This is a genomic window from Citrobacter sp. B72 (assembly GCF_016894305.1).
In the GTDB taxonomy this organism is placed as follows: domain Bacteria; phylum Pseudomonadota; class Gammaproteobacteria; order Enterobacterales; family Enterobacteriaceae; genus Citrobacter; species Citrobacter portucalensis.
Genome location: NZ_CP069801.1, coordinates 2,988,411 through 3,005,768, shown reverse-complemented (window position 1 = coordinate 3,005,768; position 17,358 = coordinate 2,988,411). Strand labels below are relative to the sequence as shown.

Genomic DNA, 17,358 nt, shown 5'->3' with positions numbered 1-17,358 from the left:
TTCGTGGCGCTGTTAAATATTTTTGATATCGCAGGTTCTGCGCTGACGGCTCAGTCTAAACGCCTGAACGTCGCGGCCAGCAACATGGCGAATGCGGATAGCGTCAGCGGACCCGACGGTCAGCCGTATCGCGCGAAGCAGGTTGTTTTTCAGGTAGATGCTGCGCCAGGTGCGGCAACCGGTGGCGTAAAAGTTGCTGACGTCATTGAAAGTCAGGCGCCGGATAAGCTGGTTTATGAACCCGGTAATCCGCTGGCCGATGCGAACGGCTACGTAAAAATGCCGAATGTGGACGTTGTTGGCGAGATGGTCAACACCATGTCTGCCTCACGTAGCTACCAGGCAAACGTCGAAGTGCTCAACACCGTGAAAAGCTTGATGCTTAAAACGCTGACGCTAGGCCAGTAAAGGAGGCGCACATGTCTATTGCTGTAAAAATGAATGACCCGAGCACGACGGGGGTTAATGCCGCCACGGGGAACAGCTCCCTGACGGGCAGCAACGCCGCTGACCTGCAAAGCAGCTTTCTTACGCTGCTGGTTGCACAACTGAAAAACCAGGACCCTACCAACCCGTTGCAAAACAACGAACTGACTACCCAGTTGGCGCAAATCAGTACCGTGAGCGGGATTGAGAAACTGAACACTACGCTGGGATCGATCTCTGGGCAGATCGACAACAGTCAGTCGCTGCAGGCCAGTACGCTGATTGGCCACGGTGTCATGATCCCGGGTACGACCATTCTGACCGGTAAAGGGACAGAAGAAGGTGCCAAAACTACGACAACCCCATTTGGCGTTGAGCTGCAGCAACCGGCAGATAAGGTTACCGCAACCATTACCGATAAAGACGGCAAAGTGGTACGCACCATTGACATTGGTGGATTGAAAGCGGGCGTTCATACCTTTACCTGGGACGGCACCATGACCGATGGCACGGATGCACCAAGCGGTTCTTACAACGTGTCAATTGCTGCCAGTAATGGCGGAACGCAACTGGTGGCACAGCCGCTTCAGTTTGCGCTGGTGCAGGGCGTTATTCGCAGTAACGGCGGTAATACGCTGGATCTGGGCACTTATGGAACCACCACCCTCGACGAAGTACGGCAGATAATTTAAGCCTTCACACTTATCAGGAGTAAGTCATGGCCTTTTCTCAAGCGGTCAGCGGTCTGAACGCTGCAGCGACCAACCTCGATGTCATTGGTAACAACATCGCCAACTCCGCCACCTACGGTTTTAAATCTGGCACGGCATCTTTTGCCGATATGTTTGCCGGTTCGAAAGTCGGTTTGGGCGTTAAAGTTGCGGGTATTACTCAGGACTTTACCGACGGTACGACCACCAACACCGGACGTGGTCTGGACGTTGCTATCAGCCAGAACGGTTTTTTCCGTATGGTAGACAGCAACGGTTCCGTTTTCTACAGCCGTAACGGTCAGTTCAAGCTCGATGAAAACCGCAATATCGTTAACATGCAGGGGCTGCAGCTGACGGGCTATCCGGCTACCGGTACACCGCCAACCATACAGCAGGGTGCGAACCCGGCACCGATCACTATCCCGAATACGCTGATGGCGGCTAAATCAACCACCACTGCGTCAATGCAGGTCAACCTGAACTCCACTGACAAAGTGCCAACCAAGACTCCGTTTAATGCAAGCGATGCGGACTCCTACAACAAAAAAGGCACCGTTACCGTTTTCGATAGCCAGGGTAACGCCCATGACATGAATATTTTTTATGTCAAAAATAAGGAGAGCAACAGCTGGGAAGTTCACACTCAGGATGCTTCCACCGGAGATGCTGCAAAATCAGCCGGGTTTATGCGTTTTGACGATAATGGTACGTTTATAGGTATTAGTGCTACAGCTGATGAGGCTGTTCCTAAACCGACAGATCCTCAATGGCCAAAGTTTATTGATGTTGGTACGGGTACGATCAATGGCGCAGTTCCGGCGAACTTCTCCCTGAGCTTCCTGAATTCCATGCAGCAGAACACCGGTGCCAACAACATCGTTGCCACGAATCAGAACGGCTACAAGCCGGGCGATCTGGTGAGCTACCAGATTAACAATGACGGTACCGTGGTCGGTAACTACTCCAACGAACAGCAACAGGTTCTGGGACAGATCGTGCTGGCAAACTTTGCCAACAACGAAGGTCTGGCGTCTCAGGGCGACAACGTCTGGGCGGCGACTCAGTCTTCCGGCGTGGCGCTGCTGGGTACCGCAGGCGAAGGTAACTTCGGCAAGCTGACCAACGGCGCGCTGGAAGCGTCAAACGTGGATTTGAGTAAAGAACTGGTGAATATGATTGTCGCCCAGCGTAACTATCAGTCGAACGCGCAGACCATCAAAACCCAGGATCAGATCCTCAACACGCTGGTCAACCTGCGCTAAGCGCCTGACGGGATGGCTTAATGGATCACGCAATTTATACCGCCATGGGCGCGGCCAGTCAGACGCTGAATCAACAGGCGGTGACGGCCAGCAACCTGGCAAACGCCTCCACGCCAGGGTTTCGTGCGCAGCTCAATGCACTGCGCGCGGTTCCTGTAGAAGGATTGTCTTTACCGACGCGTACGCTGGTCGTGGCCTCCACGCCGGGGGCCGATATGACGCCCGGTCAGATGGACTATACCTCCCGCCCGCTGGATGTGGCGCTGCAACAGGATGGCTGGTTGGCTGTGCAGACCGCTGACGGTAGTGAAGGATATACCCGTAACGGTGCTATTCAGGTGAGCCCAACGGGTGAACTGACTATTCAGGGACACCCGGTAATTGGCGAAGCCGGACCGATCGCCGTACCAGAAGGCTCGGAAGTCACCATTGCGGCGGACGGGACCATTTCTGCACTTAACCCTGGCGATCCGGCTAATACGGTCGCGCCAGTGGGGCGGTTGAAGCTGGTGAAGGCTACAGGGCTTGAAGTACAACGTGGCGATGACGGTATGTTCCGTCTGACCCAGGCCGCACAGGCAACCCGTGGTGCGACGTTACAGGCTGACCCCAGCATCCGTGTGATGTCTGGCGTGCTGGAAGGCAGTAACGTTAAACCGGTTGCTGCGATGAGCGACATGATCGCCAACGCCCGCCGCTTTGAAATGCAGATGAAAATTATCAGTAGCGTGGATGATAACGCGGGCCGCGCCAACCAACTGCTGTCGATGAGTTAATACAGGACATTTTATGATCAGTTCATTATGGATCGCCAAAACCGGCCTGGATGCACAGCAAACCAACATGGATGTGATTGCCAACAACCTGGCAAACGTCAGCACCAACGGATTTAAACGCCAACGTGCCGTGTTTGAGGATCTGTTGTACCAGACGATTCGTCAGCCTGGCGCACAGTCTTCTGAGCAGACCACACTGCCGTCTGGTTTGCAGATTGGTACCGGTGTACGTCCGGTTGCGACCGAGCGTTTACACAGTCAGGGGAACCTGTCGCAGACTAACAACAGTAAAGATGTGGCGATTAAAGGCCAGGGCTTTTTCCAGGTCATGTTGCCCGATGGTACGTCCGCTTATACCCGCGACGGTTCTTTCCAGGTGGATCAGAACGGTCAGTTGGTGACGGCGGGTGGTTTTCAGGTTCAGCCTGCCATCACCATTCCGGCTAACTCGCTCAGTATCACCATTGGACGTGACGGTATTGTCAGCGTGACCCAACAGGGGCAGGCGGCGCCTGTTCAGGTCGGGCAGCTTAACCTGACAACCTTCATGAACGATACCGGTCTGGAAAGCATTGGTGAGAATCTGTACACCGAAACGCAGTCATCCGGTGCGCCGAATGAGAGCACGCCAGGGCTGAACGGCGCGGGTCTGCTGTATCAGGGCTATGTTGAAACCTCTAACGTCAATGTGGCGGAAGAGCTGGTAAACATGATCCAGGTTCAGCGCGCTTACGAAATCAACAGTAAAGCGGTATCGACCACCGATCAGATGCTGCAAAAACTGACGCAACTCTAAAGTGGAGTCCGGTGGGGTGAAAACCTCACCGGCACACTGATTTTGAAGATGACCGCAATGCGAAAATACGCGCTTCACCCATACCCAATTTTAGCCCTGCTGGTGGTTTCACTAACAGGATGTGCCTGGATCCCGGCCACGCCGCTCGTGCAGGGCGCAACGTCTGCTCAGCCGGTTCCAGGCCCGACGCCGGTGGCGAATGGCTCAATCTTCCAGTCGGCACAACCGATTAACTATGGTTATCAGCCACTCTTTGAAGATCGTCGTCCACGCAATATTGGCGATACGCTGACCATCGTATTGCAAGAAAACGTCAGCGCGAGCAAAAGCTCCTCGGCAAACGCCAGCCGCGACGGCAAGACCAACTTTGGTTTTGATACCGTACCGCGCTACCTGCAAGGGCTGTTTGGTAACGAACGTGCCGACGTAGAAGCCTCCGGCGGCAACACCTTTAACGGTAAAGGCGGCGCGAACGCCAGCAATACCTTCAGCGGTACGTTGACCGTGACGGTCGATCAGGTACTGGTGAATGGCAATTTACATGTCGTGGGTGAAAAACAGATCGCCATTAATCAGGGCACTGAGTTCATTCGCTTCTCCGGGGTCGTTAACCCGCGCACCATCAGTGGCAGCAACTCCGTACCGTCAACCCAGGTTGCGGACGCGCGTATAGAGTACGTCGGTAACGGCTACATCAATGAAGCGCAGAATATGGGCTGGTTGCAGCGTTTCTTCCTTAACTTGTCGCCGATGTAAGCGAGGTACCCAGTGTTTAAATCTTTTGTTGGAATGGTACTGGTGCTGATAACCACCTTTGCGCATGCTGACCGTATTCGTGACCTGACAAGCGTGCAGGGCGTGCGGGAAAACTCGCTGATAGGCTACGGGCTGGTGGTCGGACTGGATGGTACCGGTGACCAGACCACCCAGACGCCGTTTACGACGCAAACGCTCAATAACATGCTTTCGCAGTTGGGGATAACCGTGCCAACTGGCACCAATATGCAGCTGAAAAACGTGGCGGCGGTGATGGTTACCGCGTCGTTTCCTGCATTCGGTCGTCAGGGACAAACCATCGACGTAGTGGTCTCCTCTATGGGGAATGCCAAAAGCCTGCGCGGCGGTACGCTGCTGATGACCCCGTTAAAAGGGGTCGATAGTCAGGTGTATGCCTTGGCTCAGGGGAATATTTTGGTGGGCGGTGCGGGCGCGGCTGCAGGTGGCAGTAGCGTACAGGTTAACCAGCTCAATGGTGGACGCATTACCAATGGCGCGATTATCGAACGTGAATTACCCAGCCAGTTCGGCGGTGGTAACACCATTAATCTGCAGCTTAATAATGAAGATTTCACGATGGCGCAGCAGATTACCGACACCATCAACCGCGCGCGTGGCTTTGGTAGCGCAACAGCATTGGATGCCCGAACCATTCAGGTGCGCGTGCCAAGCGGTAACAGCTCGCAGGTGCGTTTCCTCGCTGATATCCAGAATATTGAGGTGAATGTCACGCCGCAGGATGCGAAAGTGATTATCAACTCGCGCACCGGATCTGTCGTCATGAACCGCGAAGTGACGCTGGATAGCTGTGCTGTGGCACAAGGCAACTTGTCGATTACGGTAAACCGCCAGGCGAACGTCAGCCAGCCGGACACACCATTTGGCGGTGGACAAACCGTGGTGACGCCACAAACCCAGATTGACCTGCGCCAGAGCGGTGGTTCACTGCAAAGCGTGCGTTCCAGCGCCAACCTGAACAATGTGGTGCGTGCGCTGAATGCGCTGGGGGCAACGCCGATGGATCTGATGTCCATTCTGCAATCGATGCAGAGCGCGGGTTGCTTACGCGCCAAACTGGAAATCATCTAATGATTGGTGACAGCAAACTGCTGACCAGCGCGGCCTGGGATGCGCAATCACTGAACGAACTGAAAGCGAAAGCGGGTCAGGATCCGGCGGCGAATATCCGTCCGGTCGCCCGTCAGGTTGAAGGGATGTTCGTGCAGATGATGCTGAAAAGCATGCGTGAAGCGCTGCCGAAAGATGGCGTGTTTAGCAGCGATTCAACGCGTTTGTATACCAGTATGTATGACCAACAAATTGCGCAGCAAATGACCGCAGGCAAAGGTCTGGGGCTGGCTGAAATGATGGTCAAGCAGATGACTGAAGGGCAAGCGCAACCTGCGGATGACGCGCCGCAGGTGCCGATGAAGTTTTCACTGGAAACGGTGACCAGCTATCAAAATCAGGCATTGACGCAACTGGTCCGCAAAGCCATCCCCCGGGCGACGGAAAGCAATGATGAGCCGCTGTCAGGTGACAGTAAAGACTTCCTCGCCCAGCTATCGCTGCCGGCTAAGCTGGCCAGCCAGCAAAGCGGCGTCCCGCATCATCTGATTCTGGCACAGGCGGCGCTGGAATCCGGATGGGGGCAGCGACAAATTCGCCGTGAGAACGGTGAACCGAGCTTTAACATTTTTGGCGTGAAGGCTTCAGGAAGCTGGAAAGGTCCAACCACTGAAATCACCACGACTGAATATGAGAACGGTGAGGCGAAAAAGGTGAAAGCCAGATTCCGCGTCTATAGCTCTTACCTTGAGGCGTTGTCGGATTATGTCGGTCTGATATCGCGTAACCCGCGCTATGCGGCAGTGACCGCTGCCGCGACCGCCGAGCAAGGGGCGCAGGCATTGCAAAATGCGGGTTACGCCACGGACCCTAACTATGCGCGAAAATTAACCAGTATGATCCAGCAGTTGAAATCGATGAGTGAAAAAGTGAGCAAAACCTACAGCACGAACATCGATAATCTCTTTTAAATAGCTCAAGTCTACCGACCTGCTGCCGATAATAACGAGTATTGAAGGATTACAAGGAACCTCCATGTCCAGCTTGATTAATAACGCGATGAGTGGACTCAGCGCAGCGCAGGCCGCGTTGAATACTGCCAGTAACAACATCTCCAGCTATAACGTTGCCGGATATACCCGACAGACGACAATTATGGCGCAAGCGAACAGCACGCTGGGTGCGGGGGGCTGGGTAGGCAATGGTGTCTATGTTTCTGGTGTACAACGTGAATATGACTCCTTTATCACTAACCAGTTGCGAGCAGCGCAGAACCAGAGCAGCGGTCTGACGACACGTTATGAGCAAATGTCAAAAATCGACAATCTGCTCTCCAGCAAAACCAGTTCTATTTCGACCTCCATGCAGGACTTTTTTACCAGCCTGCAAACGCTGGTCAGCAACGCCGAAGATCCGGCGGCACGCCAGGCGCTAATCGGTAAAGCTGATGGATTGGTAAATCAGTTTAAAACGACCGACCAGTATCTGCGCGATCAGGATAAGCAGGTCAATACCGCGATTAAAGCCAGCGTTGATCAGATCAACAACTATTCGAAACAAATTGCCAGCCTCAACGACCAGATTTCTCGTATGACAGGCGTCGGCGCAGGTGCGTCTCCTAACGACCTGCTTGACCAGCGCGATCAGCTGGTCAGTGAATTGAATCAGATTGTCGGTGTTGAAGTCAGCATTCAGGATGGTGGCACTTACAACCTGACCATGGCCAACGGCTATTCGCTGGTGCAGGGCAGCAATGCACGTCAACTGGCGGCAGTGCCTTCCAGCGATGATCCTAATCGTACAACCGTGGCCTACGTTGATGGCGTTGCCGGAGCTGTTGAAATTCCGGAGAAACTGCTGAATACCGGTTCACTGGGTGGGCTGCTCACCTTCCGTTCTCAGGAGCTGGATCAGACGCGTAATACCCTCGGCCAACTGGCGCTTGCATTTGCCAGCGCATTTAACGCCCAGCATAAAGAAGGTTTTGATGCCAACGGCGATCAGGGTAAGGATTTCTTTGCTATCGGTAGCCCGGAAGTCTTCAACAACGCGAAAAATACGGGTACAGGATCGTTAAGCGCTAAGATCACTGACAGCTCCGCTGTACAGGCGACAGACTATAAAATCGTTTTTGATGGGAAGGACTGGCAGGTTACTCGCCTGGCGGATAATACCAGCTTCAAAGCCACCGTTACCGGTGGAAAAATGTCCTTTGACGGGATGGAAATCACCGTTAATGCTGGCGCGAAAGCTAATGACAGTTTTACTGTAAAACCCGTGAGTAACGCTATCGTTGATATGAAAGTTATGGTGACCGATGAGTCGAAAATCGCCATGGCTCAAGTGTCTAAAAATGATACGGACCCCACCATCGATAAAGGCAAGAGCGACAACCGTAACGGTCAGAAACTGTTAGATCTGCAAACCAAAGCGACTGTCGGTAATAAGACCTTCAACGATGCATATGCCACACTGGTAAGCGATGTCGGGAACAAAACCGCTACGCTGAAAACCAGCGCCACCACCCAGAACAACGTGGTGACACAGCTTTACCGGCAGCAACAGTCTATTTCCGGCGTTAACCTCGACGAAGAGTACGGTAATTTACAGCGTTTTCAGCAGTATTACCTGGCTAACGCTCAAGTGCTGCAGACCGCGAATGCGTTGTTTGATGCACTGATTAATATCCGCTAAGGGAGAGGGACACAATGCGTATCAGCACCCAGATGATGTACCAGCAGAATATGCGTGGTATCACTAACTCTCAGGCTGAATGGATGAAGTTCGGCGAGCAGATGTCAACGGGCAAACGTGTGATCAACCCATCAGACGATCCGATTGCCGCCTCGCAGGCCGTGGTACTTTCTCAGGCTCAGGCGCAGAACAGCCAATATACGCTGGCACGCTCATTCGCGACGCAAAAGGTGTCGCTGGAAGAGAATGTTCTGAGCCAGGTGACGACGGCAATTCAGGCTGCACAGGAAAAAATCGTTTATGCCGGGAACGGAACGTTAAGTGATGACGACCGTGCATCGCTGGCCACCGACCTACAGGGGATCCGCGATCAGCTGATGAACCTGGCAAACAGTACCGACGGTAATGGTCGCTATATTTTCGGTGGATATAAAACAGAATCCGCACCGTTTGCCCAGACAGATGGCGCTTACAGCGGCGGTACAACAAACGTTACCCAACAGGTCGATGCCTCCCGAACCATGGTGATTGGTCATACTGGCGATAAAGTATTCGCCAACCTGACCAGCAACGCTGTACCGGAACCTGGTGGCGGTACTCAGGAAAAGAACCTGTTCAAAATGCTGGATACCGCTATTGATGCGCTCAAAACCCCTATTGAGGGTAATGACGTGGCAAAAGCTACCGCCGCTGCTGCCATTGATAAAACCAACCGTGGCCTGAAAAACTCGTTGAATAACGTCCTGTCCGTTCGTGCAGAATTAGGTACGCAACTGAGTGAATTAAGCTCGCTGGATTCACTGGGCGCCGATCGTGCATTAGGCCAAACTCAGCAGATGAGTAATCTGGTGGATGTTGACTGGAACGCCGCGATCTCGTCTTATGTCATGCAGCAGGCTGCGCTACAGGCATCCTATAAAGCATTTACCGATATGCAGGGAATGTCGTTGTTCCAGCTTAATCGGTAATAACTCTTTTTGAACATATCTTGAAACTGGGTATGTTTGTCTGCCCGCTCCTTTAACACCCCGGAGCGGGCATTTTTTTAGGCAACCGACGTCTTACTAAGCGACGGGTTCCCCGTCAGTCTTATGACCAATGCAATTGCACTGCTGAAGGTAGCCAACGCAACGACACCTTCCCAATTGGCCAGGGCGTAGACCTGACTTCCGAGAACCGAACCCAGCGCCATACCGATAAACACCATCGTAAACAGCAGAGCGTTCAATCGTCCTCGTGCCAGAGGCTCCAGGCTATAGACCAGATTCTGGTGGGCAACCAGGCTGGATTGCAATCCGAGATCAAAACCTACCGCCGAAAGGGCGATGAGCAGCCACTGCCCCTGAACGGGCAGGGCGGGTAACAAAAACATCAGAGCGAAAGATGCCGTTACCAGCAAAGCACCCAATTGCGTTACTTTTGCCGCACCCACTTTATCGGCAAGATGACCCGCCAACGGTGCGGCAAGCGCTCCGGCTGCTCCCGCGATACCAAAAGCACCCGCTATAGCGCTACCCATGTGGTAATGCTCAGATAACATTACCGCCAGCGTAGACCAGAAGGCGCTAAAAGCAATGGACAGAAAGCCTTGTGCCAGTGCTGCGCGGCGCAAGGTGGAATATCGTTGCCAAAGTTGCGCCATTGAGAACATTAATGATGGATAGCTCAACGTGGAATGGACCGTAAAGCGAGGCAGTACTTTCCACATAATCGCGGTAATTATGGCAATGCTGACGGCAGCGAGTTGATACATCTCGCGCCAGCCAAACGCTTCGCCCACCACTCCACTGACGGTACGTGAGAGTAAAATCCCCAGCAGAAGGCCCGTCATCACAGTACCCACCGTTTTTCCCTGCTTGCCGTTGGGCGCCAGTATTGCCGCCGCAGGCACAATATCTTGTGCCATGGTTGCCGCCATTCCCATCAGCAGGCTCACCAGTAATAGCGAATGCAACTGACCGGTAAAGCTACAGGCCAGCAGCAGCGCGGCAAGAGAGATGCTTTTCAGCAGGATTAATGTCCGGCGGTCATAACGATCGCCTAATGGCAATAAAAACAATATACCTAACGCATATCCCGCCTGGGTCAGCGTCGGGACCAACCCCATACCGGTGAGACTTAAGGCCAGATCCTGACCCATTAAAGGCAGAAGAGGCTGGGCGTAGTAGATAGCGGCCACGCTGAATCCGGCGCCCATTGCCAGAACAAAAATGACCCAACGGGAAAGTGCGGTATGTGTGTTCACAAATGATTCCTCAATCACAGGATGTGCGGCTATTTTTATCCTTCTGCGGGTGGTGCGGTAGCGAGCGCAGTGGTAAAACAGTTATACGCCAGACGTATGAAGAAACTGATAATGATAAAAACTGAACGTATAGATAGGGTGGAGCTGATGCGCACGTTTGTGCGTATCGTAGAAGCAGGATCGCTTTCGGCAGCGGCAAAACAGATAGGGACGACGCAAGCGACCGTAAGCCGACGGCTGCAATCGCTGGAGACGCTGCTGGGTGTGAAACTGCTTATGCGTACCACGCATGCGATGAAATTGACCGACGACGGCGAAAGAGGCTATCAGCATGCTAAGAAGATTATTGATGCCTGGCTGGCGCTGGAAGATGGACTTAATGTCACAGAAGATGAACCGGTGGGAACGTTGCGAGTCCGCGCACCGCATGCGTTCGGGCAACAACAACTACTGGAGCCGCTTTTGCAGTTTCTTTCGCGCTATCCCCAGTTGGCAGTAGAGTGGATGCTCAACGATAAAACCGTTGATTTTCTGAGCGATAATATTGATTGCGCTATTCGGGTTGGCGCGGAAGTCGATCCGGCCACGGTTTCCGTTTTACTGGCTGAAGTTCCCCGTAGTATGGTGGTGAGTCCAGGACTGCTGGAGCAATATGGCGAGCTTTCTCATCCTGAGCAGTTATCAGCGCTGCCCTGGATTGCAGTGAACACGTTTTATCAGCATAGCGTTTCGTTGTTGCACCAATTGCGTAATGAGCCAGTCACGCTGAATATTTCACCCAGATTAAGCACAGACAGTATTTATGTCGCAAGAAATGCCGCGCTGGCGGGGTTGGGAGTGACTATTGTTTCAAGCTGGATGGTGGCGGAGGATATTGCCGACGGACGTCTGGTTGCATTGCTACCTGAGTGGCATGCGGCGCCGTTGCCTGTACATTTGGTTTATCCGTGGGCACGTTACTATCCGACCCGCTTACGCAAGTTTCTGGCCCTAATGAAGGATGTTATGCCGCAGCTGACGGGGATGAAAGGCGTAGATCAGATATAAAAAAGCCGACCCGAAGGCCGGCTTTGATATTGATTATGGCTTACTCAACAGGCTGTGGACGTGTTGCTGGCGCAGTCGCTTGATGAGTTGCGCTATGTCCACCTGCGGCACCTTTGCCTTCAAAGGCGAATGCCGGACGCTGCCAGTCGCTATGACGCGGCGCTTCTGGCACATATTCCGGTGCCGGAGCGCGGGTCATTGGCGCGGTTGCATGGCTGTGCAGGTGTTCAGCATCAGCGCTTGCTGCGACAACTTCAGCCTTAACGACTTCAGTTTCGACGACAGGCGCGGCAACAACGACTTTCGGCGCTGCAACCTCTTCAACAACTGGCGCTGTTTCCACAACTTCAGCAATCTCTTCAACCACTTCTGGCTGGGGAATAACCACCTCTGCAGGCTCTTCGGCAACCGGTGCAGTCACAACGTCAGCCACAGGTTCGGCTTCAGCGGCGATTTCTTCTGCTACGGGCGCATCAGATGCAGCGATAATTTGCGGTTGTTCCTCGACTGGGGTCGCAATCACTTCCGGATGCGTGGTTTCAACCTGTGTGGTTTCAACAACGGCGGCCTGAGGCTCAGCTACGACAACCTCTGGTTGCACGGCTTCAACCGGCGCAGGGGTATCCACAATGTGTTCAACGGCAGCGGCAGCAACCTGAGGCTCTACGGCGACAGGTGCAGCTTGCTGCTGGACCATTTCCTGTTCACGCTGTTCTTCAACCTGCTGATCCTGAGGACGTGCGACAGGGTAGCGGATCCAAACTTTACCGGACGCTAATTCAGGAGATGCGCAGGCGACCGTTAACGGCATCGGTGACTGAACCGGATAACGCTCGTCACGGTAACGACGACGACGCTGTCCACTGACGCGCAGATGGCGAGGAGAGCGGCGAGAACGACGCGGCATACCGTTGGAGTCACGAGCTTCGCTGTTGTCTTCCTGCTCAGTCGCAACGACGGCTGGCAGATCAACTTTCGCCAGTTCGGTGCGCTGTGCCGGTACCGGCTGTTCTGTTGGTTGAGCAACAGCAGTTTCAGCGATTGCAGCAACAGTAGCCACTTCGGCTTCAACCGCCGGGCTGTCTGTGAAACGAACTTTCTGAGTCAACTGACGCTGTTTGCGGCGGGTTTGAGGCTGACGTACGCGCTCTTCCTGCTCAGTATCCTGCACAGGTTGTTCAGCCTGGTTCAGCTCTTTAACTTCCTGCTGAGCCTGACGCTTGTCATCGTTACGACGGCGGTTGCGTTCGCGACGCGGCGCCTGCTGTTCATCACCGGATTTCGCTTTGTCTGCAACATCAGTGGTTTGCTGGCGGTTATCGCGAGCTTCCGCATTTTGCTGCTGGGACTGACGACGGTTACGGCGGTTATCTTCACGGTTTTCGCCGTTTTCTGAACGTTCGCTACGGTTGTCGCGGTCACCGCGATTATCACGACGATCGTTACGGTCGCGACGATTGTTCTGACGCGGTTTACGACGATCCTGCTGGCGTTCGGTTTTCTCTTCAGCTTTCGGCGCAGGTTGTTCAACCGGTTTCACTTCTTCGCTACCACCGAAGATGGACTTCAGTGCGCCAAAGAAACGGCTAATCAAACCGGGTTGTGCGGCAACGGCTGCGGTTGCTGCTGCAGCTTTAGTCGCGGTGGCTTTCGCGGCAGGTTCCTGCAGAGCAGGGGCTGGCGGAACGTCTGGCATGGCGAAGGTGGCCAGCGCCGGTTGCTCAGGCTGTTTACGCTCGACGTACTCTTCTTCCGTCGGCAATGCCATTGCCTCTTCATGCAGTTTCGGCAGCAGGTAGCTCAGGGTCGGTGTTTCTTCCCCTTTACGTACGCGCAGCACAGAATAGTGCGGGGTTTCCATCTGATCGTTTGGCACGATCACACAGCGCACGCCATTCTGACGCGTTTCGATAGCATTAACCGCGGTACGTTTTTCGTTAAGCAGGTAAGAGGCGATTGGCACAGGAACAATAGCATGAACTTCTTGCGTATTTTCTTTCAGTGCTTCTTCTTCGATCAGACGCAGAATAGACAGCGACAGTGATTCGTTATCACGTACGGTACCGGTGCCGGAACAGCGCGGGCACACGTGATGGCTGGATTCACCCAGAGACGGGCTCAGACGCTGACGAGACATCTCCAGCAGACCGAAGCGAGAAATATGGCTGATCTGAATACGCGCTCTGTCCTGGCGTACGGCCTCGCGCAGACGGTTTTCAACCGCGCGCTGGTGGCGAACCGGCGTCATATCAATGAAGTCGATTACAATCAGACCGCCGAGGTCGCGCAGACGTAGCTGACGGGCAATTTCATCGGCTGCTTCAAGGTTAGTGTTGAACGCAGTTTCTTCGATGTCGCCGCCGCGAGTTGCACGCGCGGAGTTGATATCGATAGCGGTCAGGGCCTCTGTGCTGTCAATAACGATTGAGCCGCCGGACGGCAGGCGCACTTCGCGCTGGAACGCGGATTCAATCTGAGACTCGATCTGATAGTGGCTGAACAGCGGGATTTCACCGGTGTACAGTTTGATTTTGCTGCTGAAATCCGGACGACCCAGTGCGGCGATGTGCTGACGTGCCATCTCCATCACTTTCGGATTATCGATAAGGATTTCGCCGATGTCCTGACGTAAGTAGTCACGGAAAGCGCGAACGATAACGTTGCTTTCCTGGTGGATCAGGAACGGAGCAGGGCGGCTGTCAGCGGCTTTTTGAATCGCTTCCCAGTGCTTCAGGCGGAAGCTCAGGTCCCACTGCAGTGCTTCGGCGGATTTGCCGACCCCTGCGGTACGCACGATAAGCCCCATGCCATCAGGCAGTTCCAGGCTTGCCAGCGCTTCTTTTAATTCGGTACGGTCGTCGCCTTCAATGCGACGGGAGATACCGCCCGCGCGCGGGTTGTTCGGCATCAGAACCAGATAACTACCCGCCAGGCTGATAAAGGTAGTCAGCGCAGCGCCTTTATTGCCGCGTTCTTCTTTATCGATCTGAACGATGACTTCCTGACCTTCGCGCAACACGTCTTTAATGTTGGGACGACCATGGGAGTTGTAGTTAGCGGGGAAGTATTCGCGGGCAATTTCTTTTAACGGGAGGAAACCGTGACGTTCAGCGCCGTAATCAACAAAAGCAGCTTCCAGACTCGGTTCAATACGGGTAATTTTGCCTTTATAGATGTTGGCTTTTTTCTGTTCGTGTCCAGGACTTTCGATATCCAGATCGTACAGACGTTGCCCATCTACAAGGGCGACACGCAACTCTTCCTGCTGAGTTGCGTTAATTAACATTCTTTTCATCGTAACTTACTCATTATTCTTACATTGACGACTAAGCTGCGGGCAGAGTAATGCCTTTCCGGGTGTGAACCGATGGCCTCGTGTCTATTCGCGTCGCCAACCTCACGGTTATCGTCAGCTCAAAGAGGCGCAGAGTGTCGGTTGCCTGCATTTCATACGGAAACACAGCGCAATTATCAGGGGAACAGTCTGGGTGTTACTCTCCAGAAAAGCTTCCATATTACCGGTAAGGACTGCAACCCGCAGCCCGCTAACTGCCTGAAAGATCAATACGTCTTACGCCATTGCTGCGTTGATGATCGGTCGGGCAAAATTGGGTCATTCCGGAAAAGTTCTTGTTTTAACAAGATTCAACACGGAAACAACCTCATTATTCCACTGCTAACCTTGTTATAGCAAGATGACTTTTGCCATTTATCACCCGGTTACTCACAGTTTTTTCACTTCCGCGTAGTGATTGCTTTAATAACCACCAAATCGGCTATGTCAAACTTAAGTAATAGGGTATAGCAGTTAATATAAGCATAGAAAAATGTGTGGCGCGAATCTTGATGGCTATTTAAAATCGGCCCCCATGAAAACAGAGACTCCAGCCGTAAAAACAGTTGCCATTACTGCCGACGAAGCAGGGCAACGCATCGATAACTTTTTGCGCACCCAGCTTAAGGGCGTGCCGAAAAGTATGATTTATCGCATTTTGCGTAAAGGCGAAGTGCGGGTGAATAAAAAACGCATTAAACCCGAGTACAAACTCGAAGACGGGGATATTGTGCGTATTCCACCTGTGCGTGTCGCTGAACGTGAAGAAGAGGCCATTTCACCGAACCTGCAAAAGGTCGCGGCGCTGACCGACGTCATTTTATATGAAGATGACCACATTCTGGTGCTTAACAAACCTTCAGGTACGGCCGTACATGGCGGAAGCGGGTTAAGCTTTGGCGTCATTGAAGGATTACGAGCACTGCGCCCGGAAGCGCGTTTCCTTGAACTGGTGCATCGCCTCGACCGGGATACCTCCGGCGTGCTGCTGGTTGCCAAAAAACGCTCAGCCTTGCGTTCATTGCATGAACAACTGCGTGAAAAAGGCATGCAGAAAGACTATCTCGCGCTGGTTCGAGGCCAATGGCAGTCGCATGTCAAAACCGTGCAGGCGCCGCTGTTAAAGAACATTCTGCAAAGTGGCGAGCGTATCGTGCGGGTGAACCAGGAAGGCAAACCGTCAGAAACACGTTTTAAAGTGGAAGAGCGCTATGCGTTTGCCACGCTTGTGCGCTGTAGCCCGGTGACCGGACGTACGCACCAGATTCGTGTGCATACCCAGTATGCCGGTCATCCAATTGCTTTTGACGATCGCTACGGTGACCGTGAGTTCGATAAGCAACTGGCGGATACGGGGTTGAATCGACTTTTCCTGCACGCCGCAGCGTTGAAATTTACCCATCCTGGAACGGGTGAAGTGATGCGTATTGAGGCGCCGATGGATAAGCAATTGAAGCGCTGCCTCGAGGTTTTACGCAGTAAAGCCTGATGCGCGTTGCTTATCAGGCCTACAACCGTGTGATGTACCGTAGGCCTGATAAGACGCATCGCGTCGCCATCAGGCAGATCAATCAGGCATTCAACGGGTTCATCTCTTCCCGCCGCAGCATTTGACACAACGCGATAAGCGGCAAACCGATCAGGGTATTTGGGTCACGACCCTCCAGGCGTTCAAAGAGTGCAATACCTAACCCTTCACTTTTGAAACTACCTGCACAATGAAGCGGGCGCTCTTTGCGCAGATAATCATCAATTTCCGCCTCGCTTAAATGACGGAAATGGACGTCAAAAGGTTCTACTTCAGTTTGTAAATGTCCGGTCGCAGAATTATACAGCGCCAGTCCGGTGTAAAACGTCACAATATTGCCACGGGCTTTGAGTAATTGTTGGCGGGCATTTTCTTCAGTTAATGGTTTGCCGGTTATTTCACCATCAAGAACACAAATTTGATCGGAGCCAATAATCAGATGCGATGGGTAACGGTGGGCGAGAGATTGCGCTTTTTTCTGCGCCAGTCGCAAGACTAAATGGCGTGGTGCTTCGCCGGGCAACGGCGTTTCATCAACCTCTGGCGCAGCGCATTCAAACGGGATTGCCAGTTTTTCGAGTAAAGCGCGACGCCAGGGGGAGGTAGAAGCAAGAATAAGTTGAGGCATATTTTTTCCCTCGCATATAGCGTATTGATGAGAGCCATTTTAAACTATGGACTTCGACCTACAA

15 protein-coding genes are annotated in these 17,358 nt (G+C 53.2%); 12 read left to right on the top strand and 3 right to left on the bottom strand.

The window, feature by feature from the left end; translation table 11 throughout:
* Window positions 1-3: 3 nt before the first annotated feature.
* From flgC to flgL, 10 genes are all read left to right on the top strand, one after another.
* Window positions 4-408 (top strand): flagellar basal body rod protein FlgC, encoded by a 405-nt coding sequence (gene flgC, locus JQN59_RS14365; protein ID WP_003036191.1) that lies wholly within the window; start codon window positions 4-6, stop codon window positions 406-408.
* A gap of 11 nt (window positions 409-419) precedes the next feature.
* Window positions 420-1,118, top strand: coding sequence for a flagellar hook assembly protein FlgD (gene flgD, locus JQN59_RS14360; RefSeq protein WP_003832158.1), 699 nt, complete (start codon window positions 420-422; stop codon window positions 1,116-1,118).
* Between the two features lie 26 nt (window positions 1,119-1,144).
* A complete protein-coding gene (gene flgE / locus JQN59_RS14355; protein WP_149608143.1) occupies window positions 1,145-2,401 on the top strand; it encodes a flagellar hook protein FlgE in 1,257 nt (418 codons plus the stop codon).
* Between the two features lie 20 nt (window positions 2,402-2,421).
* Entirely contained in the window at window positions 2,422-3,177 is a 756-nt protein-coding gene (locus JQN59_RS14350; RefSeq protein WP_003832161.1) for a flagellar basal body rod protein FlgF, read from the top strand.
* Window positions 3,178-3,190: 13 nt separating this feature from the next.
* Window positions 3,191-3,973 carry a flagellar basal-body rod protein FlgG gene (gene flgG, locus JQN59_RS14345; RefSeq protein ID WP_003036202.1) on the top strand — a complete coding sequence of 261 codons (783 nt, stop codon included), beginning with the start codon at window positions 3,191-3,193 and terminating at the stop codon, window positions 3,971-3,973.
* Window positions 3,974-4,030: 57 nt separating this feature from the next.
* Window positions 4,031-4,729: a flagellar basal body L-ring protein FlgH gene (gene flgH / locus JQN59_RS14340; protein ID WP_016152630.1), complete on the top strand. Its 699-nt coding sequence runs from the start codon at window positions 4,031-4,033 to the stop codon at window positions 4,727-4,729.
* A gap of 33 nt (window positions 4,730-4,762) precedes the next feature.
* The gene (locus tag JQN59_RS14335; RefSeq protein ID WP_050579918.1) at window positions 4,763-5,839 is read left to right on the top strand and encodes a flagellar basal body P-ring protein FlgI; all 1,077 of its coding nucleotides are present in this window, start codon (window positions 4,763-4,765) and stop codon (window positions 5,837-5,839) included.
* The gene (gene flgJ / locus JQN59_RS14330) at window positions 5,839-6,789 is read left to right on the top strand and encodes a flagellar assembly peptidoglycan hydrolase FlgJ (protein WP_016152632.1); all 951 of its coding nucleotides are present in this window, start codon (window positions 5,839-5,841) and stop codon (window positions 6,787-6,789) included. The genes JQN59_RS14335 and flgJ overlap by 1 nt, the downstream gene beginning before the upstream one ends.
* Before the next feature lie 64 nt (window positions 6,790-6,853).
* Window positions 6,854-8,512 (top strand): flagellar hook-associated protein FlgK, encoded by a 1,659-nt coding sequence (gene flgK, locus JQN59_RS14325; RefSeq protein WP_048214465.1) that lies wholly within the window; start codon window positions 6,854-6,856, stop codon window positions 8,510-8,512.
* A 14-nt stretch (window positions 8,513-8,526) separates the two neighbouring features.
* Window positions 8,527-9,480: a flagellar hook-associated protein FlgL gene (gene flgL / locus JQN59_RS14320; RefSeq protein ID WP_125363408.1), complete on the top strand. Its 954-nt coding sequence runs from the start codon at window positions 8,527-8,529 to the stop codon at window positions 9,478-9,480.
* 77 nt (window positions 9,481-9,557) lie between these two features.
* Here the strand turns inward: flgL and JQN59_RS14315 are convergent, their stop codons facing one another.
* A complete protein-coding gene (locus JQN59_RS14315) occupies window positions 9,558-10,757 on the bottom strand; it encodes an MFS transporter (RefSeq protein WP_149608142.1) in 1,200 nt (399 codons plus the stop codon).
* A gap of 21 nt (window positions 10,758-10,778) precedes the next feature.
* Here JQN59_RS14315 and JQN59_RS14310 point away from each other — a divergent pair, with 21 nt between their 5' ends.
* On the top strand, window positions 10,779-11,804 hold the full coding sequence (locus JQN59_RS14310) for a LysR family transcriptional regulator (RefSeq protein ID WP_048226963.1): 1,026 nt from the start codon (window positions 10,779-10,781) through the stop codon (window positions 11,802-11,804).
* 40 nt (window positions 11,805-11,844) lie between these two features.
* On the opposite strand, the gene rne is transcribed toward JQN59_RS14310, so the two are convergent.
* Complete coding sequence (gene rne / locus JQN59_RS14305; RefSeq protein ID WP_149608141.1) at window positions 11,845-15,099, bottom strand: ribonuclease E; 3,255 nt, start codon at window positions 15,097-15,099, stop codon at window positions 11,845-11,847.
* A 574-nt stretch (window positions 15,100-15,673) separates the two neighbouring features.
* Here rne and rluC point away from each other — a divergent pair.
* On the top strand, window positions 15,674-16,627 hold the full coding sequence (rluC, locus tag JQN59_RS14300) for a 23S rRNA pseudouridine(955/2504/2580) synthase RluC (protein ID WP_003036228.1): 954 nt from the start codon (window positions 15,674-15,676) through the stop codon (window positions 16,625-16,627).
* Between the two features lie 82 nt (window positions 16,628-16,709).
* On the opposite strand, the gene JQN59_RS14295 is transcribed toward rluC, so the two are convergent.
* Window positions 16,710-17,294, bottom strand: coding sequence for a Maf family protein (locus JQN59_RS14295; protein WP_003832177.1), 585 nt, complete (start codon window positions 17,292-17,294; stop codon window positions 16,710-16,712).
* Window positions 17,295-17,358: the final 64 nt, after the last annotated feature.

What these genes read in the sequence shown, in the direction of transcription:
- flgD (WP_003832158.1), top strand. Translation starts at nt 420, where the DNA reads ATGTCTATTGCTGTAAAAATGAATGACCCGAGCACGACGGGGGTTAAT.
- flgE (WP_149608143.1), top strand. Translation starts at nt 1,145, where the DNA reads ATGGCCTTTTCTCAAGCGGTCAGCGGTCTGAACGCTGCAGCGACCAAC.
- JQN59_RS14350 (WP_003832161.1), top strand. Translation starts at nt 2,422, where the DNA reads ATGGATCACGCAATTTATACCGCCATGGGCGCGGCCAGTCAGACGCTG.
- flgG (WP_003036202.1), top strand. Translation starts at nt 3,191, where the DNA reads ATGATCAGTTCATTATGGATCGCCAAAACCGGCCTGGATGCACAGCAA.
- flgH (WP_016152630.1), top strand. Translation starts at nt 4,031, where the DNA reads ATGCGAAAATACGCGCTTCACCCATACCCAATTTTAGCCCTGCTGGTG.
- JQN59_RS14335 (WP_050579918.1), top strand. Translation starts at nt 4,763, where the DNA reads ATGGTACTGGTGCTGATAACCACCTTTGCGCATGCTGACCGTATTCGT.
- flgJ (WP_016152632.1), top strand. Translation starts at nt 5,839, where the DNA reads ATGATTGGTGACAGCAAACTGCTGACCAGCGCGGCCTGGGATGCGCAA.
- flgK (WP_048214465.1), top strand. Translation starts at nt 6,854, where the DNA reads ATGTCCAGCTTGATTAATAACGCGATGAGTGGACTCAGCGCAGCGCAG.
- flgL (WP_125363408.1), top strand. Translation starts at nt 8,527, where the DNA reads ATGCGTATCAGCACCCAGATGATGTACCAGCAGAATATGCGTGGTATC.
- JQN59_RS14310 (WP_048226963.1), top strand. Translation starts at nt 10,779, where the DNA reads ATGTGCGGCTATTTTTATCCTTCTGCGGGTGGTGCGGTAGCGAGCGCA.
- rne (WP_149608141.1), bottom strand. Translation starts at nt 15,099, where the DNA reads ATGAAAAGAATGTTAATTAACGCAACTCAGCAGGAAGAGTTGCGTGTC.
- rluC (WP_003036228.1), top strand. Translation starts at nt 15,674, where the DNA reads ATGAAAACAGAGACTCCAGCCGTAAAAACAGTTGCCATTACTGCCGAC.
- JQN59_RS14295 (WP_003832177.1), bottom strand. Translation starts at nt 17,294, where the DNA reads ATGCCTCAACTTATTCTTGCTTCTACCTCCCCCTGGCGTCGCGCTTTA.